Origin of the sequence: Kitasatospora sp. NPDC090308 (genome assembly GCF_044769485.1) — a bacterium.
Lineage (GTDB): Bacteria > Actinomycetota > Actinomycetes > Streptomycetales > Streptomycetaceae > Kitasatospora > Kitasatospora fiedleri.
The window spans coordinates 16,851-39,980 of the sequence record NZ_JBIVXY010000005.1; the positions used below are offsets into that span (position 1 = coordinate 16,851).

The following is a 23,130-nucleotide window of genomic DNA, read 5'->3' on the forward strand; positions in this document are numbered from 1 at the left end:
GGGGATGCACCACCACGGAGGGGGACCACTCCCCCCCTTCACCTTCTCCCGCACCCTGGAGTGGTCGCCGGACTGGCCCTACCTGGTGTTCTGCGCGCTCGCCCTCGGCCTGTACCTGGCGGGCGCCGTCCGGCTGTGGCGGCGCGGCGACAAGTGGCCGGCCGGCCGGGTGGTCGCCTGGACGGCGGGCGTCGGCACCGTCCTGCTGGTCACCAACACCGGCCTGAACGACTACGGCATGGTGCTGTTCAGCGCCCACATGATGCAGCACATGGTGCTGTCCATGCTCTCCCCGATCCTGCTGCTGCTCGGCGGCCCGATCACCCTGGCGCTGCGCGCCCTGCGCCCGGCCCGCAAGGGCAGCGGCCGGGGCCCGCGCGAACTGCTGGTCGCCCTGCTGCACTCCACCTACGTACGGATCGTCTCGCACCCGGCGTTCACCATCCCGGCGTTCATCGCCAGCCTGTACGTGCTGTACTTCACGCCGCTGTTCGACTTCCTGATGCAGTACCGGATCGGGCACCTGGCGATGATGCTGCACTTCCTCGCCGTCGGCCTGCTGTTCTTCTGGCCGATCATGGGCGTCGACCCCGGCCCGCACCGCCCCGGCTTCGTGATGCGGATCATCGAGCTGTTCATGGGCATGCCGTTCCACGCGTTCTTCGGCGTCGCGGTGATGATGGCCTCCGGGCAGCTGGTGTCCACCTTCTCCGCCGCGACGGCGCCCGCCGGGACGAACCTGCACGACGACCAGCAGTTGGCGGGCGGCATCACCTGGGCGTTCGGCGAGATCCCCACCGCGATCGTGCTGATCGCGCTCACCCTCCAGTGGGCCAAGTCCGAGGAGCGCCAGGCCCGCCGCCGCGACCGGGCCGCCGACCGGGACGGCGACGCCGAGCTGGAGGCGTACAACCGGTACCTGGCCTCGCTGGAGCGGGGCGCCAACCGCGCCATCGGCTGACCCCCGTACGGGACGACCCGCGACCCGACACCGCGCACCGCGCACCGCACCGCCCGGAACGGCTCCCGTTCCGGGCGGTGCGGCGTTCCGGTGGGGAACCGGACGTTCCGGCGGGGGAACCGGAGAGGGTCAGCCGATGCCCTGGCGGTCGGGGGTCAGCGCGAAGGCGCGGTTGTCGGCGTCGCGGACGGCTTCGGCGACGGCGCGTTCGAGGAGGGCGCGCTGGAGCAGCAGCGGGGCGCGGCGGGGTTCGGGGGTGATCCGCAGCAGGTCGTCGAGGGCGGCGGCCAGGCGGCGGGTGACCTGGGGCTGGCCGGCGCCGCAGCCGCGGATCTCGGTGAACGCCAGGTCGACGGTGGCCTCCCAGCCAGGCACCGGCTGGACCAGCCGCACCGCGCCGTCCCGGTCGCGGTGGCGCAGCTCGCCGAGGTGGACCGGGGCCAGCACGGCGAGCAGCTGGTGGATCCGGTCGACGGCCTGGACGGCGGTGGTGGGGTCGTTGACGGCCGGGGAGAGCGCCCGGATGGCGATGTCGACGAGCTGGCGGAAGCCGAAGCTGAGGTCCTGGTGCATGGTCCGGTCGACGCCGACGTTCAGCGCGGTGGTGATCCGGCGCGGCCGGGGCGGGGTGCCGCCGACCACCACCACGGTGGGGGTGCCGGGGGCGATGAAGTCGCCGATCCGGGGCACCTGGTGCAGCACCGTGCCGTGCCGCCGGGCGACCCGGATCAGTCGGCGGATGTTGACGTCCCGCAGCACGCCGCCGCGTCCCTCGTGCAGCAGGGTCGGCCCCTCGGCGGCCCCGCCGGGCGCCGGTCCGGCGCCCGGCGGGGCCAGCCAGCGGTAGTCCTGGAGCACCCGCAGCGACTCGCCGGTGACCCGGTCGATCACGTGCGGCACCCGCAGCAGGCGCAGCGTCGCCTGCACGTACAGCACGAACAGCGCCAGGCTGAGCATCACCATGGCGAGCGCGACCACGGTGGAGACGATCGGGACGGACACCGCGCGGGCCGGGTCGGTGGTGTCGTCGTAGCCGAGCTGGACCAGCAGCGTGTAGACGAAGGTGGCCAGGCAGGTGGCGAAGGTCGCCTTGATCAGGCGGCTGCGCACGTACAGCCGCAGCACCCGGGGGCTGAACTGGCTGGCGGCCATCTGGAGCGAGACCAGCGAGATCGAGAACACCACGCCGATGAAGGTCAGCATCGCGGAGCTGACGGTGGAGACCACGCTCTTGGCGGCCGAGCCGAACGACAGCAGGGTGTCGGCGGCCTGCTCGGCCGCGGCCTCGGCGAAGATCTCCCGGTCCAGCAGGTCGGTCAGCCCGGCCAGCAGCACCGCGCCGAGACAGGTCAGCAGCGGGGCGAACCAGAACGCCTCGCGCAGGTGCTCCCGCAGCGGCGACAGCGCCCGGTACCGCGGCCGCCGCCCCTTCCCGCCGTGCTGCTCGCTCATCGGGCCAGGCTAGTCGCGGGGCGCGGCGGCGGGCGGGAAGGACGCGGCCGGACGCGGCCGGGCGCGCGGCGTCGGTGGCCGTGGCGTACAGCGGTGGCGGAGCGCGGACGGCGGTGGGGCGCGGACGGCGGCGGGGCGTACAGCGGTGGTGGGGCGCGGACGGCGGTGGGGCGTACAGCGGTGGTGGGGCGTACAGCGGTGGTGGGGCGTACAGCGGTGGTGGGGCGTACAGCGGTGGTGGGGCGCGAGCGTCGGCGGGTGGGCGCGCGGGGGTGGGACGAGCGCCGCCGGGTGGGTGCGGTGAGGGGTGCGGCGGTCCGGGGGTGGGTAGGTCGCCCTCCTACGGGCGGCGGTCGGCCGTCCGGCCGCGGTGGAGAGGAGCGGGCGTGGACGCCGGAGTGCAGAGGGCCGTCACCGGGCTGGAGGAGTCGCGGGCCAAGCTCCGCGAGGAGGCGGTCGTCCCGCTGCGGGTGCGCCGGGAGGCCGTCCCGGCGGCGGACGAGCACCTGCTGCTGGGGGCGATCGCCGAGCTGATGGAGTCCTTGCAGGAGCTGACCGACGTCACCGGCGACCGCCGCACCACCCCCGACGCCGGGCTGGCCCTGACCACTGCGGCCGGTCGGCTGGCCGGTACCGCCGAGCTGCTGCGGGCGGCCGAGCAGCGGGCCCGGAAGAACGCCTGACCCGCGCCGGGTGCTCAACGGGTGGTGTGGGCACCGCCGTTGACGTGCAGGGTCTGCCCGGTGAGGTGGCGGGCGCCCGGCGAGGCGAGGAAGTGCGCGGTGGCGGCGACGTCCTCGACGGTGCCGGGGCGCTTGTCGTGGGTCTCCTCGATCAGGGCGCGGCGGCGCTCCTCGGCGAGGGCCCCGCCGAAGAAGCCGGTGCCCTCGACGTAGCCCGCCGCGATGACGTTGCAGCTGACCCCGCGGGGGGCCAGCTCGGCCGAGAGCGAGGCGTTCCAGGCGGCGAGGGCAGCCTTCGCGGCCCCGTACGCGCCGCCGCGCCGCTCCGCGCCGATCGAGCCCAGGCTGATCACCGTCCCGCCGGGCGCGAGCAGGGCGCGCACGGCCTCGGTGGTGAGGACGGCGCCGAGCAGGTTCTGCGCGAGGCTGGCCTGCCAGGCGGCGAGCACGTCGCCGAGCGGCGTCCCGGTGGCGGGGGCCGCGGGCAGGCCGCCCACCGCGTTGACCAGCACGTCCAGCGTCCGGAACCGTCCGGCGAGCGCGGCCGTCGCCACCGGATCGGTCGCGTCGCACACCACCCCGTGCGCACCGAGCTCCGCGGCGACCCGCCCCACCGCCTCCGCCCGCCGCCCGGTCAGGTGCACCTCGTCCCCGTCGGCGACGAACCGGGCCGCGACGGCCCGGCCGATCCCGCTGGTTCCGCCGGTGACGAGCACGGTACGGGTCACTGCTTCCTCCTGCGGCCGCGACTGCTACGTTTAGCGCTAAACATAGCTCAGGGACGGCAGGAGGCAACCCCCATGGCCGAGCCATCGGACCCGTCGGACGGCTCCCCGGACGGCCGCAACGCGCCGGACGGCCCGCTGGACGGGCCTGGGTCGGAGGCGCTGGGGGACCGCTCGGCGGCGGCGATCGCGGCGGCGTGGCAGCGGGAACGGCCGGGCACGCCCACCGACTCGATCGAGATCGTCACCCCGATCTGGCGGCTGGCCAAACTCTTCGCGGACGACCGCAACCGGGTGCTGCGAGCCGCCGGGATCGACGCGGCCACGCTCGACCTGCTGGCGGTGCTGCGCCGCTCCGGCGCACCGTACGAACTGACGACCCGCGAGCTGACCCGGCGGACGCTGGTCACGGCGGGGGCGATCTCCCAGCGGGTGGCCCGGGCGGAACGGGAGGGCCTGGTACGCCGCTCCCCCGACCCGGCGGGCGGCCGGGCGGTACTGGTCACCCTGACACCGGACGGACACGCCCTGATCGAACGCTCGGTGGACGCCGTCCTGGGCCGCGAAGCAGACCTGGTCACCGGCCTCTCCCCCACCGAACGCCACCACCTCGCCACCCTGCTCGACCGCCTGCTCACCGACCTCCACCAACGGATCGGACCCGTCGACCAGACCGCACCGCCGCAGGCGAAGTAACGGCTTAGCGGCACGGCGGCCCGACAGCTCGGCGGCCCGACGACCTGCCGGCCCGACCACCCGGCGGGCTCGATCGAGCCCACCGACCAGACCGCAACGCCACAGGCGAAGCGACCGCCCGACCACCCGGCGGCCCGTCCAACCAGCGGCCCGACGACCCGGTAGGCCCGATCGAGCCCACCGGCCAGACCGCAACGCCACAGGCGAAGCGACCGCCCGACCACCCGGCCACCTGTCGAACCAACGGCCCAGCGGCACGGCGGCCCAGCGGCCCGACGACCCGGCAACCTGGCAACCCGGCGGGCCCGATCAAGTCCACCGACCAGACCGCACCGCCGCAGGCGAAGTATCGGCCTAACCACCCGGCCAGACCGCACCGCCACAGGCGAAGCGACCGCCCGACCACCCGACGGCCCGTCCAACCAGCGGCCCGACGACCCGGCGACCCGACGACCCGGCGACCCGGCGGCTCGATCCGCCGACCCGGGACGCCCGGCCCCGGCCCCGGGCCCGGCGGGCGGGGTTCGTCGGCGGGCCCGGGCTCGGCGGCGTCCGGTCGGCCGACGGCGGGGTCAGCGGGGTCAGGGGCCGACCGGGAGCAGGGTGCCGCGGGTGAGGCGGAGCAGTTCTTCGGCGGTGGTGGGGAACACCGTGTGCGGGGTGCCGGCGGCGGCCCAGACCTGGGGGTAGTCGGTGAGGGCCCGGTCGACCACGGTCGGCAGCGGGCGGGGGTGGCCGGTCGGGGCGACGCCGCCGATGGCCTGGCCGGTGGCCTCCCGGACCTGCTCGGGGGTGGCCCGGTGGAGCGGGCCGCGGCCCCAGCGGGCGGCGAGGGCGGCGGTGTCGACGCGGTGACGGCCGCTGGTGAGGACGAGCACGGGTTCGCCGTCGGAGACGAAGACCAGGCTGTTGGCGATCGCGCCGACCTCGCAGCCGAGCGCGGCGGCGGCCTCGGCGGCGGTGCGGGCGGAGTCGGCGAGGCGGCGGACCGTCCCGGGGAGGCCGGCGGCGGCGAGGGCGGCCGCGACCCGGGCGCTGCGGGTCGGGAGGGCGAGGGGTGCTGCTGGTTCCACGGTGGCTCCTCGGGGCATTCGCGTTCCACATACGGAACGTTCCGTGTGTGGAACGATAGACCGCATGCGAGCAAAGGATCAACCGGCTTCGGCGAGCGCCGGCCTCTCGGCGCGGATCGGCCTGCGGCTGCGCGAACTGCGCACCGCCCGCGGGCTCTCCCTCTCGGAGCTGGCCCGCCGTGCGGGCCTCGGCAAGGCCACCCTCTCGGGGCTGGAGGCGGGCACCCGCAACCCGACCCTGGAGACCCTGTACGCGCTGACCACCGCGCTCGGCCTGCCGCTGAGCGCCGCGTTGCAGGCGCCCGAGCAGGCCGCCCGGGAGGCCGCGACGGGGCGGGCGCTGAACGCCGGGGTGTCCGGGCGGGTGCTGGACGCCGTGCTGCTGGAGCGGTTCGAGGACGCGGCGGCGGTCTCGGAGACGTACCGGATCCGGATCCGGCCGGGCGGGGTGCGCCGTTCGACCCCGCACCCGCCGGGCACGGTGGAGCACCTGGTGGTGCTGACCGGCACCGCGCTGGTCGGCACCGAGGCGTCACCCGTCGCGGTCGCCCCCGGCGGCCACCACAGTTGGGCGGCGGACGTCCCGCACCGCTACGAGGCGGTGGCGCAGGAGGTCGAGGCGGTGCTGGTGGTGCGCCACCCGCACGGCTGAGGCCGCACGGCCGCGGGGGCCGGTTCGGGCGGCCTCAGCCCTGGAGCAGCAGCGTCCCCTGCGGGAAGCGTTCGCCGGGGGCGGGGACGCGCAGGGTGCGGGCGGTCTCGGTGAGGCCGGCCGCGCGGAAGAGCCCGGCGAGGGTGTCGACCGGCCAGCGGTGGGCGGTGGTGACCTTGTGGTCGAAGGGGACGGGGCGGTCGGTGTCGCCGAGTTCGGGGTCGGCGGCGAAGAAGCCGGTGAGCAGCAGCCCGCCGGGGGCCAGGACGCGGCGCAACTCGGCCAGAACGGAGGGGAGTTCGGCGGGCGGGAGGTGGATCAGCGAGTAGCGGGCGAGGATCGCGCCGAGGCAGGCGTCCGCCAGCGGGAGCGCCGTCAGCGAGCCCCGCACGAACGGCCGCGCCGGGTGGGCGAGTCGGGCCTGTCGCAGCATCCCGGCCGAGAGGTCCAGGCCGAAGGCGCGGACGCCGAACCCGGCGAGCAGTTCGGTCGCCTCTCCCGGCCCGCAGCCGAGGTCGCCCACCGGCAGTCCGCGCCCCGCCACCGCGGGTGCCGCGACCAGCCGCCGGATCGCCGCCAACTCGTCCTCCCGGCCGCCGAGTTCGCCCCGGAACAGGTGGGCGTACAGCTCCGCCACCCCGTCGTACGCCTGCCCGACCCCGCCGGTCGCCGTCATCGCCGCACCCCTCCGCCGCCCCGGTCTTCCCATGGCGGCGCCCAGCCTAGCGGCGGGCGTCAGGCGGTCGCGGGAGGTCCCGGGGCGGTCGCGGACGCTCGCGGGGCGGTCGCGGGGCGGTCGGAAAACGGGTTGCGGGGGCTCGGGGCGGGGTGCCTAGACTCCGGGTATGGCCGTCGTCGCGCTCTGCCGCCGATTTACCGGCCCCCCGGCTCCCGATGGGTGCCGCAGGGGGCGGGTTCCGTCGCGCCGGTAGCGAGAGAGGCAGTGCTCCGGCGGAGCGGGTCGGCCCCCGGTGGCGGGTCGTGCCCAGGGGCCGGGGGGTGTGGTGTTCCCCCCTCGTCGTCCCGTCCGTCCGCCCAGTTCCGGAGGCCGCCATGTCCACCGACCCTGCCCGCAGCACCGCCCCCACCGCCGTCCGCCACCTCTCCGCGGAGCAGCTCGCCCGCGACCTCGCCGTCCGCGACCTGACCGACCCGGCCGCCGGGCCGCACGCCCTGCAACTGCTCGTCGACCGCGCGGCGGAGGCGCTGGCCGGGCGCTGGGGCTGCGCGGTGCGGGTGCACCGGGGCGAGCGGACGGTGACCGTCGCCGACAACTACGACCACCTCAACTACCGTGCGGACGACGTCACCCGGGACGCCCGCTACACCCGGTACGTCGACGACCGGCGGATGCTGCGCAGCCACTCCAGCGCGCTGGTCCCGGGCGCGCTGCGGGCGCTCGCCGCGCAGGAGGCGGCCGGGGAGGCGCCGGAGGCGGTGCTGCTGGTCTGCCCGGGCCTGGTGTACCGGCGCGACAGCATCGACCGGCTGCACAGCGGCACCCCGCACCAGCTGGACCTGTGGTACCTGACCCGCCGCCCGGTCCCGGCCGGTCCGGCGGACCTGGCGGAGATGATCGCCGTGCTCGCGGACGCGCTGCTGCCGGGCACGGAGTACCGCACCGAGGAGCGGGTCCACCCGTACACCCTGGCGGGACGCCAACTGGACGTCGCGGCGGGCGGCGGCGGGCGGAGCAGCGGCGGGCGGAACAGCGGCGCGGAGGACGGCAACGGGCAGGAGGGCAACGGGCAGGACGGCGCGTGGGTGGAGGTCGCCGAATGCGGGCTCGCCCATCCGCGGGTGCTGGCCGGGGCCGGGCTGGGGCCGCGGTGGAGCGGGCTGGCGCTCGGGATGGGCCTGGACCGGGTGCTGATGCTGCGCAAGGGCGTTCCGGACATCCGCCTGCTGCGCTCGGCCGATCCGGCCGTCGCCGCCCAGCTCACCGACCTCGCGCCGTACCGGCCGGTCTCCGCGCTGCCCGCGATCCGCCGCGACCTGTCCGTCGCGGTGGACGGGGCCGACCTCGCCGAGGATCTCGGCGACCGGGTCCGGGACGCCCTCGGCCCGGACGCGGACCGGGTGGAGACGGTCGAGATCCTCTCCGCCACCCCGTGCCGCGCCCTCCCCCCGCAGGCCCTGGCCCGGCTGGGGGCCCGTCCCGACCAGCAGAACCTGCTGCTCAAGGTCGTCCTGCGGGACCTGCGCCGCACCCTCACCGACGCGGACGCCAACGCGCTGCGGGACCGCGTCTACGCCGCCCTGCACCAGGGCACCGTCCACCAGTGGGCCGTCCGCCCGGCGGGGCCGTCCGCGCCGGAAGGACCGTCCACCCCGGAACGATGATCGGATCATCGTTCCACAGCCGCTGAGCTGCCCGGACGTGCCCGCACGCGGGCTCGCTTCAGCCGGGCGCACGGCGGGAATCCAGCCGTTGACCGCACCTGCCGGCGGCGGCCCGCGCCGCCGCCGGACGCACCGAGGAGGGGAACCGTGGCACCGCAGAAAGCTCCGTCCGGGAAGCCGACCGGCATGGGCGGCGCGCCCCCGCCCCCGCCCGGCCCGGCCAACCCCCCTCCCCCGCACGGGAAGTGACCGGACGAACGGTCACGTCCCGTAGCGGGCGACGCGCTCCCGGAGGGCGGCCCCGGCCTGCGGCCACTCCTCGGCGGTGATCGAGAACATCGCCGCGTCCCGCAGCCGGCCGTCCTCCCCCGGGGCCCAGGAGCGCGACCAGTTGCGCAGGACGCCCTCGAAGCGGGCGCCGACGGCGGCGATCGCGGCGCGGGAACGCTCGTTGCGGGCGTCGGTCTTGAGGTCGACCCGGCGGACGTTCCACTCCTCGAAGGCGTGCCGGAACAGCAGCAGTTTGGACTCGGCGTTGACGCCGGTGCCCTGCGCGGAGGCGGCGAGCCAGGTGAAGCCGATCTCGACGGCGTACAGGACGCCGGTGTCCGGCAGGGTGCGCGGGTCCAGGAAGGCGGTCGCGCCGACGGCCCGGCCGGTGGCCGTGGAAATCTGCGCGTACGGGGCGGCCAGCCCGTCGGCGGCCCGGCGGCGCTGGGTCTCGACGTACCCGGCGACCTCGTCGGCGCGCGGCACCCAGGTGAAGCCGTAGCTGTCCCGCCCCTCCTCCGCCGCCCGCGCCAACTCCGCGGCGTGCCGCTGCTCCAGCGGCTCCAGCCGCACCAGCCGCCCCTCCAGCACCGGGCCCTGCAGTCGGTACGCCATGCGTGCTCCACCCTCCGTACGTGCGCGCGGGATCGTTCCCGGCAGCAGCGAACCGGGCGCGCCGACGCGGCGTCAACGGAGTTTCGCCCGCCGGAGGCCGGCGGTGGCGGACGGCGGCAGCCGCGGGCGGCGGGGCCGCTCCCGTCCCGGGCGGCCCCGCCGCCCGCGGGGTGAGGGGGTGGTTCGTCAGGATTCGGGGGCGAGTTGGGCGAGGGTGGCGAGGAACTCGGTCTCGGCGGCGGTCTTGTCGAGGCCGAGGGAGGTGAGGATGCCGTCGCCCGCCTCGTGTTCGAGCAGGGCGAGCAGCAGGTGCTCGGTGCCGACGTAGTTGTGGCCGAGGCGCAGGGCCTCGCGCATGGTGAGTTCGAGGGCCTTCTTGGCCCCGGCGTCGTAGGGGACGAGTTCGGGGGCGTCCTCGACGGCGGGCGGGAGCGCGGCCAGGGCGGCCCGGCGGACGGTGTCGAGGGGGACGCCGCTGGTGACGATGTAGGCGGCGGCGAGGCCCTCGGGCTCGGCGAGCAGGCCGAGCACCAGGTGCGCGGGGCGGACCTCGTCGTTGTGGGCGTCCTTGGCGGCCTGGTGGGCGGCCATCACCACGTTGCGGGCGCGCGGGGTGAAGCGGTTGAAGCCCTGCGCGGTGTCGATCGCGGTGACCTCGCCCGGATCCTTGGGGACGAAGCGCTTCTGGGCGGCCTGGCGGGTGACGCCCATGCTGCGGCCGATGTCGGTCCAGGACGCGCCGGAGCGGCGGGCCTGGTCGACGAAGTGGCCGATCAGGTGGTCGGCCACGTCGCCGAGGTGGTCGGCGACCAGGACCGCGTTGGAGAGCTGGTCGAGCGCTTCGGGGTACGAGTTCTTGATGCCCTCGATCAGGTCGTCGAGCCGGACGGAGGGTTTCGCTCCAGAGGTGTCAGCCATGAGGCAACCTTAGGTTGACAGTCCGGGGGTGTCAACCGTTGGTTGACAGTGGATGGCGGGCCGATTCCTACCCGCCGGTAGCGGGTGTTTCGGCCGAGTTCACCCGGCCGCCGTCCGCCGTCTTGTCCGTGTCACGGAGGCCCGAGTTGACTGCACAACATCGACCGGCCCTCACCCCCGGAGTTCCCGTGACCACCACCCGCAGCACCCGTCTCGCCGCCGTACTCACCGCCGCCGCAGCCCTGTTGACGGTTCCTCAGGCCGCCGCGCACGCCGAGACCGCGCCCGCCGCCGTCGCCCCGCTGGACGTGCTCAGCTACAACACCTTCCTGATGAGCACCTCGCTCTACCCGAACTGGGGCCAGGCCCAGCGCGCCCAGGCGATCGCCGGCGCGGACTTCTTCCAGGGCCACGACGTGGTGGTCCTCCAGGAGGCGTTCGACAACGCGGCCTCGGACGCGCTGGCCGCGAAGGCGTCCGCCGCCTACCCGTACCGCACGCCGGTGGTGGGCCGCTCCACCTCCGGCTGGGACGCCACCTCCGGCAGCTACAGCAGCAGCACCCCGGAGGACGGCGGGGTGCTGCTGCTGAGCAAGTGGCCGATCCTGCGCAAGGAGCAGTATGTGTTCAAGGACGCCTGCGGCTCGGACTGGTGGTCCAACAAGGGGTTCGTCTACGCGCAGATCAACGTGAACGGGCAGCGCACCCACGTGGTGGGCACCCACCTCCAGTCCACCGACTCCGGCTGCGCGAGCGGGCAGGCCGCGGACGTCCGGGCCAAGCAGCTGCGGGCGATGCGGGCCTTCCTGGACGCCGAGCAGATCCCGGCGAACGAGCCGATCGTGCTGGCCGGCGACCTGAACATCGACTCGCACGGCGGCGAGTACCCGGCGCTGCTGGCCAACGGCAACCTGGCCCCGGCGACCACCCGCACCGGCTGGGCGAACTCCTTCGACACCGTCGACAACTCGATCGCGGCCTACCGGTACCCGGGCGAGCCGAAGGAGGACCTGGACTACGTGCTGTACCGGGCCGACCACGCCCGCCCGCAGCAGTACACCAACACCGTGCACCGCTTCCACTCCGCGCCGTGGACGGTCAGCAGCTGGGGCACCTCGTACACCTACACCGACCTGTCGGACCACTACCCGCTGCTCGCGGGCTGAGCCGGGCGGGAGGCGGCGGCCGGAAGCGGCCGGACGCGCGCCGCCGCCCGGGGGGTTCCCGGGCGGCGGCGGGCGGACACTACTGGCGGGGCTGGGCGAAGCGGACCATGTTGCCCGCCGGGTCGCGGAAGGCGCAGTCGCGGACGCCGTAGGGCTGGTCCATCGGCTCCTGGAGCACGTCGGCCCCGGTGGCGCGGATCTTCTCGAAGGTGGCGTCGCAGTCGGAGGTGCGGAAGTTGACGGCGCGCAGCAGGCCCTTGGCGAGCAGTTCGGCGGCGGCCCGGCGGTCGGCCTCGGTGGCGCCCGGGTCGGCGACCGGGGGCTCCAGCACGACCTCGACCTCGGGCTGGGCGGCCGAGCCGAGGGTGACCCAGCGCATCCCCTCGAAGCCGACGTCGTTGCGCACCTCCAGGCCGAGCGCGTCGCGGTAGAAGCCGAGCGCGGCGTCGTGGTCGTCGACGGCGATGAAGCACTGCGAAAGCTTGATGTCCATGCCCCCGACGCTACTGACCCGCCCCGGCCCGCGCTTCTCCGTTCCTGATCCGTTCCCGGCCCGGTCCGCCGCGACCGGCGGGCCACCGCCTCGGGTCACTGCGGCCGTCCGGTGTCGGTGCCGCGGATCGGCCGGGTCAGGTACATCGCCACGCACGCGGTGATGTGCTCGGCGGCGCTGTGGTCGCGGGCCCGGTACGCGCTGGGGCTCTCGCCGACCAGTTCGGTGAACCGGGTGCTGAACGAGCCCAGCGAGGTACAGCCGACGGCCATGCACACCTCGGTGACGGACAGGTCCCCCCGGCGCAGCAGCGTCTTGGCCCGCTCGATCCGGCGGGTCATCAGGTAGCTGTACGGGGTCTCGCCGTACGCGGCGCGGAAGCTGCGCTGGAAGTGGCCGACGGACATCAGCGCGACCCTGGCGAGGGCGGCGACGTCCAGCGGTTCGGCGTAGTCGCGGTCCATGGTGTCGCGGGCCCTGCGGAGGCGCTTGAGGTCGTCGATCTGCACGGCGCCCAGGGTAGTCGCGGAGCCGGACGGCGGGCGGGGCGTGAAGGGTGAGGCGTGAAGGGTGAGGCGCAGGAGACGAGGAGCGAGGAGTAGGGGCGGGCGCAGGGGGTAGGGAGCGAGGGCGGCGGGCAAAACCGATCATCCGCTGATTGATCGTCACATTTCGGGGCAGGGTCGGCATTCGGGTGAGTTCCGGGTGCGTCGGACTCCCGCTCCGGGTTTTCCCGCTGCTAGTTTCTGAGTCACGCGAGGGAGCCGGGTGGAGTGGCCGAGAGGCGAGGCAGCGGCTTGCAGGGCCGTGCACATGGGTTCGATTCCTATCTCCACCTCCTCGCTCCCCTCGATGTCCGCCCCCCGCCCGGTTGGCCGGGCGGCAGTCGAGGAAGGAATGGCCCGATGGCCATCGCCACCGTCAATCCGGCCGACGGCCGGACCGTCGAGGTCTTCGATCCGCTGGACGAGGCGGGCGTGGAGCGCCGGCTCGCCCGGGCCCAGTCCGCGTTCGAGTCCTGGCGGCTGACCACCTTCGCGCACCGGGCCGAGCTGATGCGGCGGGCCGCCGAGCTGCTGGAGCAGGCGAACGAGCAGGTCGCGCGGACGATGACGCTGGAGATGGGCAAGCCGCTGGCCCAGGCCCGGGCCGAGGCGGCGAAGTGCGCCAAGACGATGCGCTGGTACGCGGAGCGGGCCGAGGGGCTGCTCGCGGACGAGCACCCGGAGCCGGGCGACGTGGAGGACTCGGGCGGGGTGTCGGCGTACGTCCGGTACCGGCCGCTGGGGCCGGTGCTGGCGGTGATGCCGTGGAACTTCCCGTTCTGGCAGGTGGTGCGGTTCGCCGCGCCGGCCCTGATGGCGGGCAACGTGGGCCTGCTCAAGCACGCCTCGAACGTGCCGCGCACGGCGCTCGCGCTGGAGGAGCTGTTCGCCCGCGCCGGGTTCCCGCAGGGGTGCTTCCAGACCCTGCTGATCTCCTCCGGCACGGTCGAGGCGGTGATCCGGGACGAGCGGATCGCCGCGGTGACGCTGACCGGCAGCGAGGGCGCGGGCCGTTCGGTGGCGGCGGTGGCCGGGGACGAGATCAAGAAGACGGTGCTGGAGCTGGGCGGCAGCGACCCGTTCCTGGTGCTGCCCTCGGCGGACGTGCCGGCCGCGGCCGAGCGGGCGGTGACCGCGCGGGTGCAGAACAACGGGCAGTCCTGCATCGCCGCCAAGCGCTTCATCGTGCACACGGACGTGTACGAGGAGTTCCTGGCCGCATTCACCGCGCGGATGCGGGCGCTGACCGTCGGCGACCCGATGGCGGACGGCACCGAGGTCGGCCCGCTGGCCACCGAGCAGGGCCGCACCGACCTGGAGGAGCTGGTGGCGGACGCGGTGGCGCTCGGCGCGACCGCCGAGTGCGGCGGCGGCCGACCGGACGACCCGGCGCTGGCGGACGGCTGGTACTACCTGCCGACGGTGCTGACCGGCGTCACCCCCCGGATGCGGATCCACCGCGAGGAGACGTTCGGCCCGGTCGCCACCGTGTACCGGGTCGCCGACCTGGACGAGGCCGTCGCCGTCGCCAACGACTCGCCGTTCGGCCTGAGTTCCAACGTCTGGACCCGGGACGACGCGGACCGCGAGCGGTGCGTGCGCGACCTGCGGGCGGGCGGGGTCTTCTTCAACGGGATGACCGCCTCGCACCCGGCCCTCCCGTTCGGCGGGGTCAAGCGCTCCGGTTACGGGCGGGAGCTGTCCGGTCACGGCATCCGGGAGTTCTGCAACATCACCACGGTGTGGTCCGGGAGCTGACCCGGCCCCCGGCGCGGGCGTGGCCGTGGACGCGGCCACGCCCGGGGCGGGAGGGGCGGGAGGGGCTCAGGCGTGGTGCGGGTGGGCGTGGCGGGGGTGGGCGTGCTCGTGGCGGCCGACGAACTGGGCGGCGAACGCGACGACGGTCACGCCCCACACCACCGAGAACACCACCAGCAGCCAGAGCTGGCCGACCTGCGGCGCGACCAGGCCCAGGCCCAGCGACAGGGCGAGCAGGAAGACCAGCGAGGAGTTGTGCTTGGCGGTCAGCCAGGCGGCCATTCGACGGATCGGGTTGGATTGCGGCGTTCCGGTAGCGGTCGCGGGCATCGCTCTCACCTCCGCAGAGTTCAACGTCTGTTCGAGTATCCCGCTGGTCAGCACACCCGGCAGCCCGGGTAGCATCACGGCGAGTACCGACGAGGGGGCCGTTGATGCCGATACGCGGGGACCTGCGCGGGGGGCTGCGCGCGCTGGAGCGGCAGGCGTCCGGGCTGCCGGACGGCGCCGAGCTGTACCGGCTGCGCCCGGACGGGCGGGTGCTGCGCGCGGACCGCGCCGGCGCCCGGGAGCTCGGCCCGCAGGACCCGGACAGCGGGCTGCTGCGCTTCATCGACGACCGGCAGTGGGCGCACTACTTCATCGGGGACGCCGCGACCTCCCCGGAACGCCCGTCGAACGCCACCTACAAGCTCGGCCTGGTCGCCCCGCACAGCGCGTTCACCCCGCACGCGCACGGCGGTGAGCACCTGGTGCTGGCGCTCGGCCCGGCCTCCTGCGGCCTGTACGACGCGCGCCGGCGGCAGGTGGTGGAGGTCCGGCTGGCGCCGGGCACGCTGATCCGGATACCCGAGCTGATGCCGCACTCGTTCGGCAACCGGGGCCGGGACCGGCTGGCGATCCTGGCCGCGAACACCGGCTACGGCATCGACCACGAGGACTACGCGATCACCGCCGAGGCCGCCGAGCGGCGCGGCGAGGACGGGCTCGCCGCCGCGCTGCGGGAGGTCGCGGCGGCCCAGCGCCCGGGCACGGTCACCTTCCGCGAGCGGCTGGCGCTCGGGCTGCGCCGGGCCGCCGCCGCACTGGAGGACACCCGGTGAGGCCGGCCGGGGCGGGTGCCCGGTACGGCCGGGGCGGTCGGTTGGGCTGGTTGGACTGGTTGGGTTGGTTGGGTTGGTGCAACGTCCCGGCTGTCGGCTGCGTCTGATGGAGTGTCCGATGACGGCCCGCCGAGATCAGCCCCCCGACCGAGGACGCCCGTCGCCCTGGGAGGACGCCCGATGATCTGTCCGCACTGCCACGTCGACCGCCGACAGCGGGAACGCACCGGCCACACCTGCTCGAACTGCCGGAAGGTGTTCGCGCTCGACCCGAAGGTCGAGCCGGGGCGCCTGCACGACACCAAGTTCCGCGAGTTGGTGGCGAAGGCCGCCCCCGGCGGGCTGCGGATCACCGTCGAACAGCTGTACTGGGTCAACGAACGCCGCCTGTACCGCTTCCCGACCGGGCAGGAGCGGCGCGGCAGCGTCACCGGCGGGATGGTGCTGGCGATGGCCGTCGTCCTCGTCGTCTCGCTCTCCTTCGGCATCGGCGGCCTCGCCTATCTGCTGCTCGACCCGCTCGCGTTCCTCTTCGGCTGGCTGTCCTACCGGCAGTTCCAGGGCGCGAAGCAGTACCGCCCGCCCCGGCCGTTCGGCACCTGGGTGCGGCCGGAGGACTTCGAGCGGCGGGTCGCCGGGCGCTGGCGCCAGGTGTACGGCGCGCTCCCGGACGGGCTGGCGGAGCTGACGACCGCCGCCATCCCCACCTGGCCGACCCGCCCGCGCGCCGTGGTGCTGTGCGAACTGCCCGGCGTGTTCGACTTCCTGCACGTCAACGGCTTCGCCGAACGCCACCGGGTGGCACTGGCCCGGACGCCCGCGCAGCTCCCGGCCGGACTGCCCGTGGTGGTGGTGCGCGACCTGTCCCTGACCGCGCTGGCCCGGACGGCGCGGCTGCGCGCCGAACTGCCGGACCGCCGGGTGGTGGACTGCGGGCTGCTGCCCCGCGCCGTCGACGTCCCCGCGCGGGCGGTGCGGCTGCGCACCGGCGGCGCCAAGCGGCTGGCGGTGCCCGACGTGCTGGCCGGCTCCCCCGGCTGGCAGCGCCTGCCCGACCGGGAACGGGAGTGGCTGCTCGACAACTGGTCCTCCCCGCTGATCGCCCTGCCGCCGGTGAAGCTGATGGCACTGCTGGACAAGGCCGTCGAACGGGCCGTCGCCGTCCCCGCCACACCCGTCCGGGCCGGGGCGGCGGCCGAGGTCGAGAGCCCGGCGGAGACCCGGCGACGGGCCGAGCGGATCGGCTTCCTCACCTGGCCGCAGGCGGTTCCCGCCCCGCGCACCGGAACCGACACCACCCCGGCCCCGCACCCGACGGACGACACCCGATGACCGCGCACACCACGGACCCCAGCCACCCGCCCGCACGCCTCGCGCCCGCCCAGCACCCTTTCGTCCCAAGCCCGTCCGCCCCGCGCGGGGCCGCCCGCCCGGACCGGGGCCGCCGAGGTCGAGAACCCGGCGGAGACCCGGCGACGGGCCGAACGGATCGGCTTCCTCACCTGGCCGCAGGCGGTTCCCGCCCCGCGCACCGGAACCGACACCACCCCGACGGACGACACCCCATGACCGCGCACCTCGCACCAGCTCAACACCCTTTCACCCCAAGCCCGTTCGCCCCGCGCGGGGCCGCCCGCCCGGGAGGTTCGCTGTGACACCGGCGATAGCCGCGATACCGGTGCCCGACCGGCTGCTCGACCGCGCCCTGCGGTCGGCCGCCGAGCGCTGCGCCCGGCCCGGCGGACTCGCCTTCACCGCGCGGCAGTTGTACTACGAGACGGACCGGACGCTGTTCCCGCTGCACCGGGGGCCGCACCGCCTGCGGTACACCACCCGGCCGCTGCTGTCCGAGCCCCGGTTCGCCGCCGCGCTCGCCCGGCATCCCGAACTGGACGTCCTGCCGGACCTGGTGACCCCCGCGCCGCACCGGCCGGGGCCGGAGGGCGACCTGTACGACTACGCCTTCCCCCGGCTGCTGGTCTGCCAGGACCCGGCGATCGCCGGGATGCTGCGCGCCAACCGCCTGCACCTGGAAGGGGCTTGCCCGATCCTGACCCCGGAGCGGCTGCCGCTGGACGGGCGGCTGCTGGCGGCGATGGCGCGGGCCGACGGGGCGGTGGTGCACGTCCTGCACGACGCCTCCCCCGCCGGGCTGGAGCTGTTCGTCCGGGTGCGCGCGCACGCCGGGCCGCGGCTGCGGGTGCGCACGGCGGGGCTGCTGCCGCGGCACGCCGCCGCCCTGCACCTGGCCGCGCCCGGCGGACGACCCCGGTGCGCGGTCGAGGAGTTGCCCGCCGAGCTGCCGGCCGCCGAGCGGGCCTGGCTGGCCGGCGGCCGGGTCGCCGAGCTGGCCGCGGTCCGTCCGGCCCGGCTGCTGCGGACCGTCCTGCGCACCGTCCGCGGCGGCGGCTTCGCCCCGCCCGCCCGTCCGGCCGCGCCCACCCGGGCCCGCGACACCGGCTTCCTGACCTGGCCGACGCCCTGACCCCCCGAGGACGTGGACGATGACCCAGCCACCCGAAATCACCTACAGCGACGAGCTGTTGGCCGACGGCACGGTGCACCGCCGGTACTCCGACGGCCGCAGCGAGTGGCGCAGCCGCGGCGCCGACGGCCGCGTCCACTGGCGGGACGACCGGGGTGACGCGGGCACCGACGAGCGGCTGGGCCGCGACCTGGTCAAGCGCGTCCACGCGGACGGCCGGGTCGGCTACGGCCGGGACGTCGGCTACGGCCGCACGGTGTGGGGCCAGGGGCGGTACGTGCTGGTCAACCGCAGTTCGTTCCCGGGCCGGGTCGGCGTGGTGCTCGGCGCGCTGGGCCTGGGCGCGGGCGTGGCCGCCGCGCACTACGCGCCCGAACTCCTCTCGGCCGACGAGGAGGAGGAGTTGCGCCAGGAGGCCGAGCGGGCTCGCGCCGGGGGCGACGGCGGCAGCGGCGGGGACGGCGGAGGCGGGGACGGCGGCTTCGACGACGGGGGCGACGACCACCGGCACGACGACGGGTTCGACCCGGACGGGTTCGACTCGGGCGGGTTCGGGAGCGCCGGGGACGGCGCCGACGGCGGCGATCCGCCGGACAACGACGGCTGGGACGGGGACGACTTTGGCTGAGCAGCACCCCGGGACGACGGCCCGCACCGCGGCCTCGCCCGGCACCCCCACCCGGCCCCACCACCTCGACCACCTCGACCACCTCGACCGCCCCACCCCTCCGGCCCGCTACGCGGTCAGCTCGCTGCCCGCCCCGGTCGGGCCCGAACCCGGCCTGGTGGCGGGCCCGTTCGAGGCGGGCGGGCGGCGGCTCGCGGCGGCGCTGCTGACCGGGGAGCCGGGTTTCGCGGACGGCCCGTTCACGGTGGACGGGCGCACCGCGGTCGGTGAGGTGACGCTGCACAACCGGACGGAGCTGCTGGCCGCGCTGGCCGCCGCCGGGCGTCCGGCCGAACCGTCCTGCCCGGACGGGGAGTTGCTGCTGCGCTGCTGGTTGGCGCTGGGCCCGGACGGACTGCGGGCGGCGGACGGGATGTTCACCCTGGCGGTGCTGGACGGGCCGGACCTGGTGCTGGTGCGCGACCACGTCGGCGCCCGGACGGCGTTCCACTGCCGGACCGCGGGGGGCGGCTGGGCGGCGTCCAGTTCGCTGCGGGCGCTGCGGACCCGCCCCGACGTGGAGACCGGGTTGAACCTGTCGGCGGTCCGCTCCTTCCTGACCTTCGCCTACCTGCCGGGCGAGGAGACCCTGCTGCGCGGCGTCCACGAGCTGCTGCCCGGCCGGGTGACCCGGCTGCGGCCGGACGGGCGGGTGGACGTCGAGGTGTTCTGGGAGCCCCAACCCGGGCTTTCCGACGGCGAGTTGACGACCAGACACTACGCGGAGGGCCTGCGGGAGCTGCTGGAGCGGGCGGTGGCGCGGCGGCTGCCGGACGGCGGGCGCGAGGTGGCGGTGCTGCTGTCCGGCGGGGTGGACAGTTCACTGGTGACGGCGCTGGCGGCACGGCTGCACGGGGGGACGGTGCGCACGTACTCGATCAGCTTCGGCGCCGAACTGCCCAACGAGCTGGGCTACTCGGGCCTGGTGGCCGCGCACTGCGGGACGGCGCACCGGGTGCTGACGGTGCCCGGGGAGCAGGTCGCGGCGCGGCTGGCGGACACCGTGGCGCTGCTGGACAGCCCGGTCGGGGACCCGCTGACGGTGCCGAACCTGATGCTGGCGGAGGCGGTGGCGGGTGACGGCATCGCGGTGTCGCTGAACGGCGAGGGCGGGGACCCGGTGTTCGGCGGGCCGAAGAACCTGCCGATGCTGGCGTTCGAGCTGATGCGGGACGACGACGCGGCGCAGGCTCGGGCGGACGCCTACCTGCACACGTACCGCAAGTGCTGGGAGGACCTGCCGGCGCTGCTCACCGGCGAGACGCTGGCCGCGCTGGAGCCGGCCCCGCACCCGCGCCGACACGTCGCCCCCTACCTGACGGACCGCCGGTTCCCTTCGCTCCTGGACCAGTTGCTGCACTGCAACCTGCGCACCAAGGGCGCGCACCACATCCTCACCAAGGTGGAGCGGCTGACCGCCTCGCAGGGCGTGCAGGGGCGTTCGCCGCTGTTCGACCGGCGGGTGGTGGACCACGCGTTCGCCACCCCGCCGGGGCTCAAGCTGCGCGGCACGGAGGAGAAGTGGATCCTCAAGGAGGCGGTGCGCGACCTGCTGCCCGACACCGTCACCTACCGGCCGAAGAGCGGCATGCGGGTGCCCGTGCAGCAGTGGCTGCACGGCCCGCTCAGCGAGCTCGCCGCCGACCTGCTGCTCGGGCCGACCGCCCGGGCCCGGGGCCTGTTCCGGGCGGACACGGTGGAGACCTGGATGCGCGGCGGCGGGCTGCTGCTGCCCCGCCAGGGCGGCAAGCTGTGGCTGCTGCTCACCCTCGAACTGTGGCTGCGCGCCTACGACTTGTGAGAAGTGCCGCGAGAGGACCGGCGAGAATTCCGGCGGGAAGTCCGGCGGAAAGTCCGGTGAAGAAGTCCTGTGCGAACGAGGGAGAAGCGCCGATGGAACTGATCGATCCCCGCACCGGCGGTGTCCGCCGCACGGTGGCGCCCGGCCGGGCGGACGAGGTGGCGGCGGCCGTGGCCGGGGCCCGGGCGGCCCGGGCCGGGTGGGCGGCGCTGGCGCCGCGGGAGCGGCAGCGGCGGCTGGGCGCGCTGGCGGAGCTGGTCGAGCGGCACGCCGGGGAGTACGTGGCGGCCGAATGCGCCGGGACCGGGAAGCCGGTGGCGGAGGCGGCGAACGAGGTGTCCGAGGTGGCCGACCTGTTCCGGTTCTACGGGGGTGCGGTGCGGGCCGCGACGGCGCCCGCCGCGGGCGACTACCTTCCCGGGCACCAGAGTTGGGTGCGCTGGGAGCCGGTCGGTGTGGTGGCGGCCGTGGTGCCGTGGAACTACCCGCTGCTGATGGCGGGTTGGCGCTGCGCGCCCGCGCTGGCGGCCGGGAACCCGGTGGTGCTCAAGCCCGCCGAGACCACCCCCGACAGTGCGCTGCTGCTCGCCGAGCACGCCGAACAGGCCCTCGGTCCGGGCGTGTTGACCGCGCTGCCGGGCGACCGGGAGACCGGCCGGCTGCTGGTCGGCGCGGGCTGCGACCTGATCGCCTTCACCGGCAGCCCGGCGGGTGGCGCGGACGTGGCCGCCCGGGCCGGGCTGACCCCGGTCAGTCTCGAACTCGGCGGCAACAGCCCGGTGCTGGTGCTGCCGGACGCCCCCGCCGACACCTGGCGGCAGCTCGCCGCCGCGTGCACGTACAACGCGGGGCAGAGCTGCGCCGCGCCCGCCCGGGTGATCGTGCTGGAGCCGGCCTACCGGGAGGCGGTGGCCGCGCTGGCCGCCGCGATGGCGGAGCGGCGGGCCGGGCGGGACTTCGGCCCGCTCAACAACCCGGACCAGGCGGCCCGTTACGACCGCCTCCTGGCCTCGTCCGGGGCGAAGACCGTGCACACCGCGCCGGGGCGCGGCGACGGGCTGTGGCGGCCCGCGACGGTGCTGGCCGACCTGCCGGACGACGACCCGGCGGTGGTCGAGGAGGTGTTCGGCCCGGTGCTGACCGTGCAACGGGCCGCGACGCTGGACGAGGCGGTGGCGCTGGCCGAGTCCGTCCCGCAGGCCCTGGCCGCCTCGGTCTGGACCACCGACCTGTCCACCGGCCTGGCCCTCACCGACCGGATCTCGGCCGGCGAGGTCTGGCTGAACTGCCACCTCGCCCAGTCCGCCGAACTCCCGCACAGCGGCCGCCGCTCCTCCGGCGCGGGCACCGACCTGTCGGCGCTGGCCCTGCGCGAGTACCAGCGGCCCAAGACGGTCACCGCCCGGCTGCTCTGAGCCGCCGGTGGCCGTCCGGTGGGAGGATCGGGGCATGGACGGGGAACCACTGACGGGCGGGTTGGCGAACGCGGGGGCCGTGGTGCGGCGCGGGGACGTGGTGGAGCGGCCCGCGCCGCCGCACGCCGGGGCGCTGCACGCCTTCCTGACCGGGCTGCGGGCGGGCGGCTTCCCGGGGGCGCCGGTGCCGGTGGGCCCGGTGGCGGGCGGGCGGGAGCGGCTGGAGTTCCTGCCGGGCGAGGTCGCCCTGCCGCCGTACCCGGCCTGGGCGCTGGGCGAGGACGCGCTGGTGTCGGTGGCCCGGCTGCTGCGCCGCTGGCACGAGGCCGCCGCCCGGACGCCGTTCGACCCGGCGGCGCCCTGGCCCGGCGAGTTCGCCGACCCGGAGGGCGGGCCGCTGCTGTGCCACAACGACGTCTGCCCGGAGAACGTGGTCTTCCGCGCGGGCGGGGCCGCCGCACTGATCGACTTCGACTTCGCCGCCCCCGGCCGCCCGCTCTGGGACGTCGCCCTGACCGCCCGCTACTGGGTGCCGGTGCTCGACCCGGCGACGGCCGCCGAGACCGCCCGCGCCGACCTCGAAGTCCCGGCCCGACTCGCCCTGTTCGCCACCGCCTACGGCCTCCGGCCGGCCGACCGCCTCGCCCTGCCGACCGTCCTGGAACAGGCCACCGCCGTCTGCCGCACCTTCGTCGCCCGCCGCGTCACGGCCGGGGACCCCACGTCCACCCGGTACTTCGACGCGTACGGCGGCTGGCCCCGCTGGGACCGCCTGCAGTCCTGGCTCGCGGACCGACGCCCCGCGCTGGAGCGGGCGTTGACGTCCTGACCCGCCCGTCGGCGGGGAGGAGGCCCGGAGCGGGTGGGCGACCCGGCCCCCGGATGGACGCCCCGGCGGGCGGCGGGGGCGGGCAGTCCGTACGGTGCGGTTCGGGGGCGGAAGTCCGGGGGGACACCCGAGTGAGAGGTAAGTACTGGCATGGCTGGGAAGTTCGAGCTGTACGTGGACGAGTCGGGCAACCACCGCTTCCGCCTCAAGGCGAGCAACGGTTCGGTCGTGGTGATCGGCGAGCCGGAGGAGTCCCGCGAGCAGTGCCTGAAGAGCATCGAGTCGATCCGCAAGCTCGCGCCGTACGCGCAGCTGCAGGAGACTCCGGCGCACGCCTGACGGCGGCGCACCGGCCGGGAGCTGCGGGCGGTGGACCGTGGCGGGCCGGGAGCGCGGGCCCGTGGCGACCGAGTTGTCGGTCCGTCACGGGCTCGTCGGCGTCGCGGCGCGGCGGGGGCGGTCCGGGGCATGCTGGGCGGG

24 protein-coding genes and 1 tRNA gene are annotated in these 23,130 nt (G+C 75.6%); 16 read left to right on the forward strand and 9 right to left on the reverse strand.

All coding sequences use genetic code 11. The annotated features are described in order from the left end of the window. Window positions 1–4: 4 nt before the first annotated feature. Complete coding sequence (locus ACIQVD_RS13255; RefSeq protein ID WP_402288686.1) at window positions 5–961, forward strand: cytochrome c oxidase assembly protein; 957 nt, start codon at window positions 5–7, stop codon at window positions 959–961. Between the two features lie 129 nt (window positions 962–1,090). Here the strand turns inward: ACIQVD_RS13255 and ACIQVD_RS13260 are convergent, their stop codons facing one another. Then, window positions 1,091–2,413, reverse strand: a complete 1,323-nt coding sequence (locus ACIQVD_RS13260) for a DUF2254 domain-containing protein (protein ID WP_402288688.1) — start codon at window positions 2,411–2,413, stop codon at window positions 1,091–1,093. A 386-nt stretch (window positions 2,414–2,799) separates the two neighbouring features. On the opposite strand from ACIQVD_RS13260, the gene ACIQVD_RS13265 reads away from it, so the two are divergent. Further along, on the forward strand, window positions 2,800–3,096 hold the full coding sequence (locus tag ACIQVD_RS13265; RefSeq protein ID WP_111552762.1) for a hypothetical protein: 297 nt from the start codon (window positions 2,800–2,802) through the stop codon (window positions 3,094–3,096). A 14-nt stretch (window positions 3,097–3,110) separates the two neighbouring features. Here the strand turns inward: ACIQVD_RS13265 and ACIQVD_RS13270 are convergent, their stop codons facing one another. Beyond that, window positions 3,111–3,824 carry an SDR family NAD(P)-dependent oxidoreductase gene (locus ACIQVD_RS13270; protein ID WP_402288691.1) on the reverse strand — a complete coding sequence of 238 codons (714 nt, stop codon included), beginning with the start codon at window positions 3,822–3,824 and terminating at the stop codon, window positions 3,111–3,113. Window positions 3,825–3,896: 72 nt separating this feature from the next. On the opposite strand from ACIQVD_RS13270, the gene ACIQVD_RS13275 reads away from it, so the two are divergent. Then, entirely contained in the window at window positions 3,897–4,517 is a 621-nt protein-coding gene (locus ACIQVD_RS13275) for a MarR family winged helix-turn-helix transcriptional regulator (protein ID WP_402288693.1), read from the forward strand. A gap of 581 nt (window positions 4,518–5,098) precedes the next feature. Here ACIQVD_RS13275 and ACIQVD_RS13280 read toward each other — a convergent pair. Then, window positions 5,099–5,608 (reverse strand): YbaK/EbsC family protein, encoded by a 510-nt coding sequence (locus ACIQVD_RS13280; RefSeq protein ID WP_402288696.1) that lies wholly within the window; start codon window positions 5,606–5,608, stop codon window positions 5,099–5,101. Between the two features lie 46 nt (window positions 5,609–5,654). On the opposite strand from ACIQVD_RS13280, the gene ACIQVD_RS13285 reads away from it, so the two are divergent. Beyond that, window positions 5,655–6,242, forward strand: a complete 588-nt coding sequence (locus ACIQVD_RS13285; RefSeq protein ID WP_402288698.1) for a helix-turn-helix domain-containing protein — start codon at window positions 5,655–5,657, stop codon at window positions 6,240–6,242. A 34-nt stretch (window positions 6,243–6,276) separates the two neighbouring features. Here the strand turns inward: ACIQVD_RS13285 and ACIQVD_RS13290 are convergent, their stop codons facing one another. After that, window positions 6,277–6,918, reverse strand: coding sequence for a class I SAM-dependent methyltransferase (locus ACIQVD_RS13290; RefSeq protein WP_402288701.1), 642 nt, complete (start codon window positions 6,916–6,918; stop codon window positions 6,277–6,279). Between the two features lie 377 nt (window positions 6,919–7,295). On the opposite strand from ACIQVD_RS13290, the gene ACIQVD_RS13295 reads away from it, so the two are divergent. Next, window positions 7,296–8,585, forward strand: a complete 1,290-nt coding sequence (locus tag ACIQVD_RS13295) for a hypothetical protein (RefSeq protein WP_402288704.1) — start codon at window positions 7,296–7,298, stop codon at window positions 8,583–8,585. Between the two features lie 261 nt (window positions 8,586–8,846). On the opposite strand, the gene ACIQVD_RS13300 is transcribed toward ACIQVD_RS13295, so the two are convergent. Next, window positions 8,847–9,470: a GNAT family N-acetyltransferase gene (locus ACIQVD_RS13300; RefSeq protein WP_400685650.1), complete on the reverse strand. Its 624-nt coding sequence runs from the start codon at window positions 9,468–9,470 to the stop codon at window positions 8,847–8,849. 186 nt (window positions 9,471–9,656) lie between these two features. Further along, a complete protein-coding gene (locus tag ACIQVD_RS13305) occupies window positions 9,657–10,388 on the reverse strand; it encodes a Clp protease N-terminal domain-containing protein (protein ID WP_402288707.1) in 732 nt (243 codons plus the stop codon). A 188-nt stretch (window positions 10,389–10,576) separates the two neighbouring features. On the opposite strand from ACIQVD_RS13305, the gene sph reads away from it, so the two are divergent. Continuing rightward, window positions 10,577–11,554, forward strand: coding sequence for a sphingomyelin phosphodiesterase (gene sph, locus ACIQVD_RS13310; RefSeq protein ID WP_400685656.1), 978 nt, complete (start codon window positions 10,577–10,579; stop codon window positions 11,552–11,554). Between the two features lie 79 nt (window positions 11,555–11,633). On the opposite strand, the gene ACIQVD_RS13315 is transcribed toward sph, so the two are convergent. Both ACIQVD_RS13315 and ACIQVD_RS13320 read right to left on the reverse strand, forming a co-directional pair. Then, window positions 11,634–12,047 (reverse strand): VOC family protein, encoded by a 414-nt coding sequence (locus ACIQVD_RS13315; protein WP_400685659.1) that lies wholly within the window; start codon window positions 12,045–12,047, stop codon window positions 11,634–11,636. Window positions 12,048–12,142: 95 nt separating this feature from the next. Next, on the reverse strand, window positions 12,143–12,511 hold the full coding sequence (locus ACIQVD_RS13320; RefSeq protein WP_400686370.1) for a helix-turn-helix transcriptional regulator: 369 nt from the start codon (window positions 12,509–12,511) through the stop codon (window positions 12,143–12,145). Window positions 12,512–12,814: 303 nt separating this feature from the next. On the opposite strand from ACIQVD_RS13320, the gene ACIQVD_RS13325 reads away from it, so the two are divergent. Then, window positions 12,815–12,885, forward strand: a tRNA-Cys gene (locus ACIQVD_RS13325). A 67-nt stretch (window positions 12,886–12,952) separates the two neighbouring features. After that, on the forward strand, window positions 12,953–14,350 hold the full coding sequence (locus tag ACIQVD_RS13330; protein ID WP_111552753.1) for an NADP-dependent succinic semialdehyde dehydrogenase: 1,398 nt from the start codon (window positions 12,953–12,955) through the stop codon (window positions 14,348–14,350). Between the two features lie 66 nt (window positions 14,351–14,416). On the opposite strand, the gene ACIQVD_RS13335 is transcribed toward ACIQVD_RS13330, so the two are convergent. Further along, window positions 14,417–14,632: a hypothetical protein gene (locus ACIQVD_RS13335; RefSeq protein WP_400685663.1), complete on the reverse strand. Its 216-nt coding sequence runs from the start codon at window positions 14,630–14,632 to the stop codon at window positions 14,417–14,419. 152 nt (window positions 14,633–14,784) lie between these two features. On the opposite strand from ACIQVD_RS13335, the gene ACIQVD_RS13340 reads away from it, so the two are divergent. The 8 genes from ACIQVD_RS13340 to ACIQVD_RS13375 all read left to right on the forward strand — a co-directional run bounded on the left by ACIQVD_RS13340 (window position 14,785) and on the right by ACIQVD_RS13375 (window position 22,989). Continuing rightward, entirely contained in the window at window positions 14,785–15,453 is a 669-nt protein-coding gene (locus ACIQVD_RS13340; RefSeq protein ID WP_400685666.1) for a cupin domain-containing protein, read from the forward strand. 180 nt (window positions 15,454–15,633) lie between these two features. After that, a complete protein-coding gene (locus ACIQVD_RS13345; RefSeq protein WP_402288711.1) occupies window positions 15,634–16,785 on the forward strand; it encodes a hypothetical protein in 1,152 nt (383 codons plus the stop codon). Between the two features lie 319 nt (window positions 16,786–17,104). After that, on the forward strand, window positions 17,105–17,938 hold the full coding sequence (locus ACIQVD_RS13350; protein ID WP_402288714.1) for a hypothetical protein: 834 nt from the start codon (window positions 17,105–17,107) through the stop codon (window positions 17,936–17,938). A gap of 19 nt (window positions 17,939–17,957) precedes the next feature. Then, window positions 17,958–18,566 carry a hypothetical protein gene (locus ACIQVD_RS13355; protein WP_402288715.1) on the forward strand — a complete coding sequence of 203 codons (609 nt, stop codon included), beginning with the start codon at window positions 17,958–17,960 and terminating at the stop codon, window positions 18,564–18,566. Next, window positions 18,559–20,406 (forward strand): asparagine synthase, encoded by a 1,848-nt coding sequence (locus ACIQVD_RS13360; protein WP_402288718.1) that lies wholly within the window; start codon window positions 18,559–18,561, stop codon window positions 20,404–20,406. Before ACIQVD_RS13355 ends, ACIQVD_RS13360 begins: the two co-directional genes overlap by 8 nt. A gap of 92 nt (window positions 20,407–20,498) precedes the next feature. Next, window positions 20,499–21,821 (forward strand): aldehyde dehydrogenase family protein, encoded by a 1,323-nt coding sequence (locus ACIQVD_RS13365; RefSeq protein WP_402288720.1) that lies wholly within the window; start codon window positions 20,499–20,501, stop codon window positions 21,819–21,821. Window positions 21,822–21,855: 34 nt separating this feature from the next. Continuing rightward, the gene (locus ACIQVD_RS13370) at window positions 21,856–22,650 is read left to right on the forward strand and encodes a phosphotransferase (protein ID WP_402288722.1); all 795 of its coding nucleotides are present in this window, start codon (window positions 21,856–21,858) and stop codon (window positions 22,648–22,650) included. 150 nt (window positions 22,651–22,800) lie between these two features. Next, window positions 22,801–22,989 carry a YegP family protein gene (locus ACIQVD_RS13375; protein ID WP_100834967.1) on the forward strand — a complete coding sequence of 63 codons (189 nt, stop codon included), beginning with the start codon at window positions 22,801–22,803 and terminating at the stop codon, window positions 22,987–22,989. Window positions 22,990–23,130: the final 141 nt, after the last annotated feature.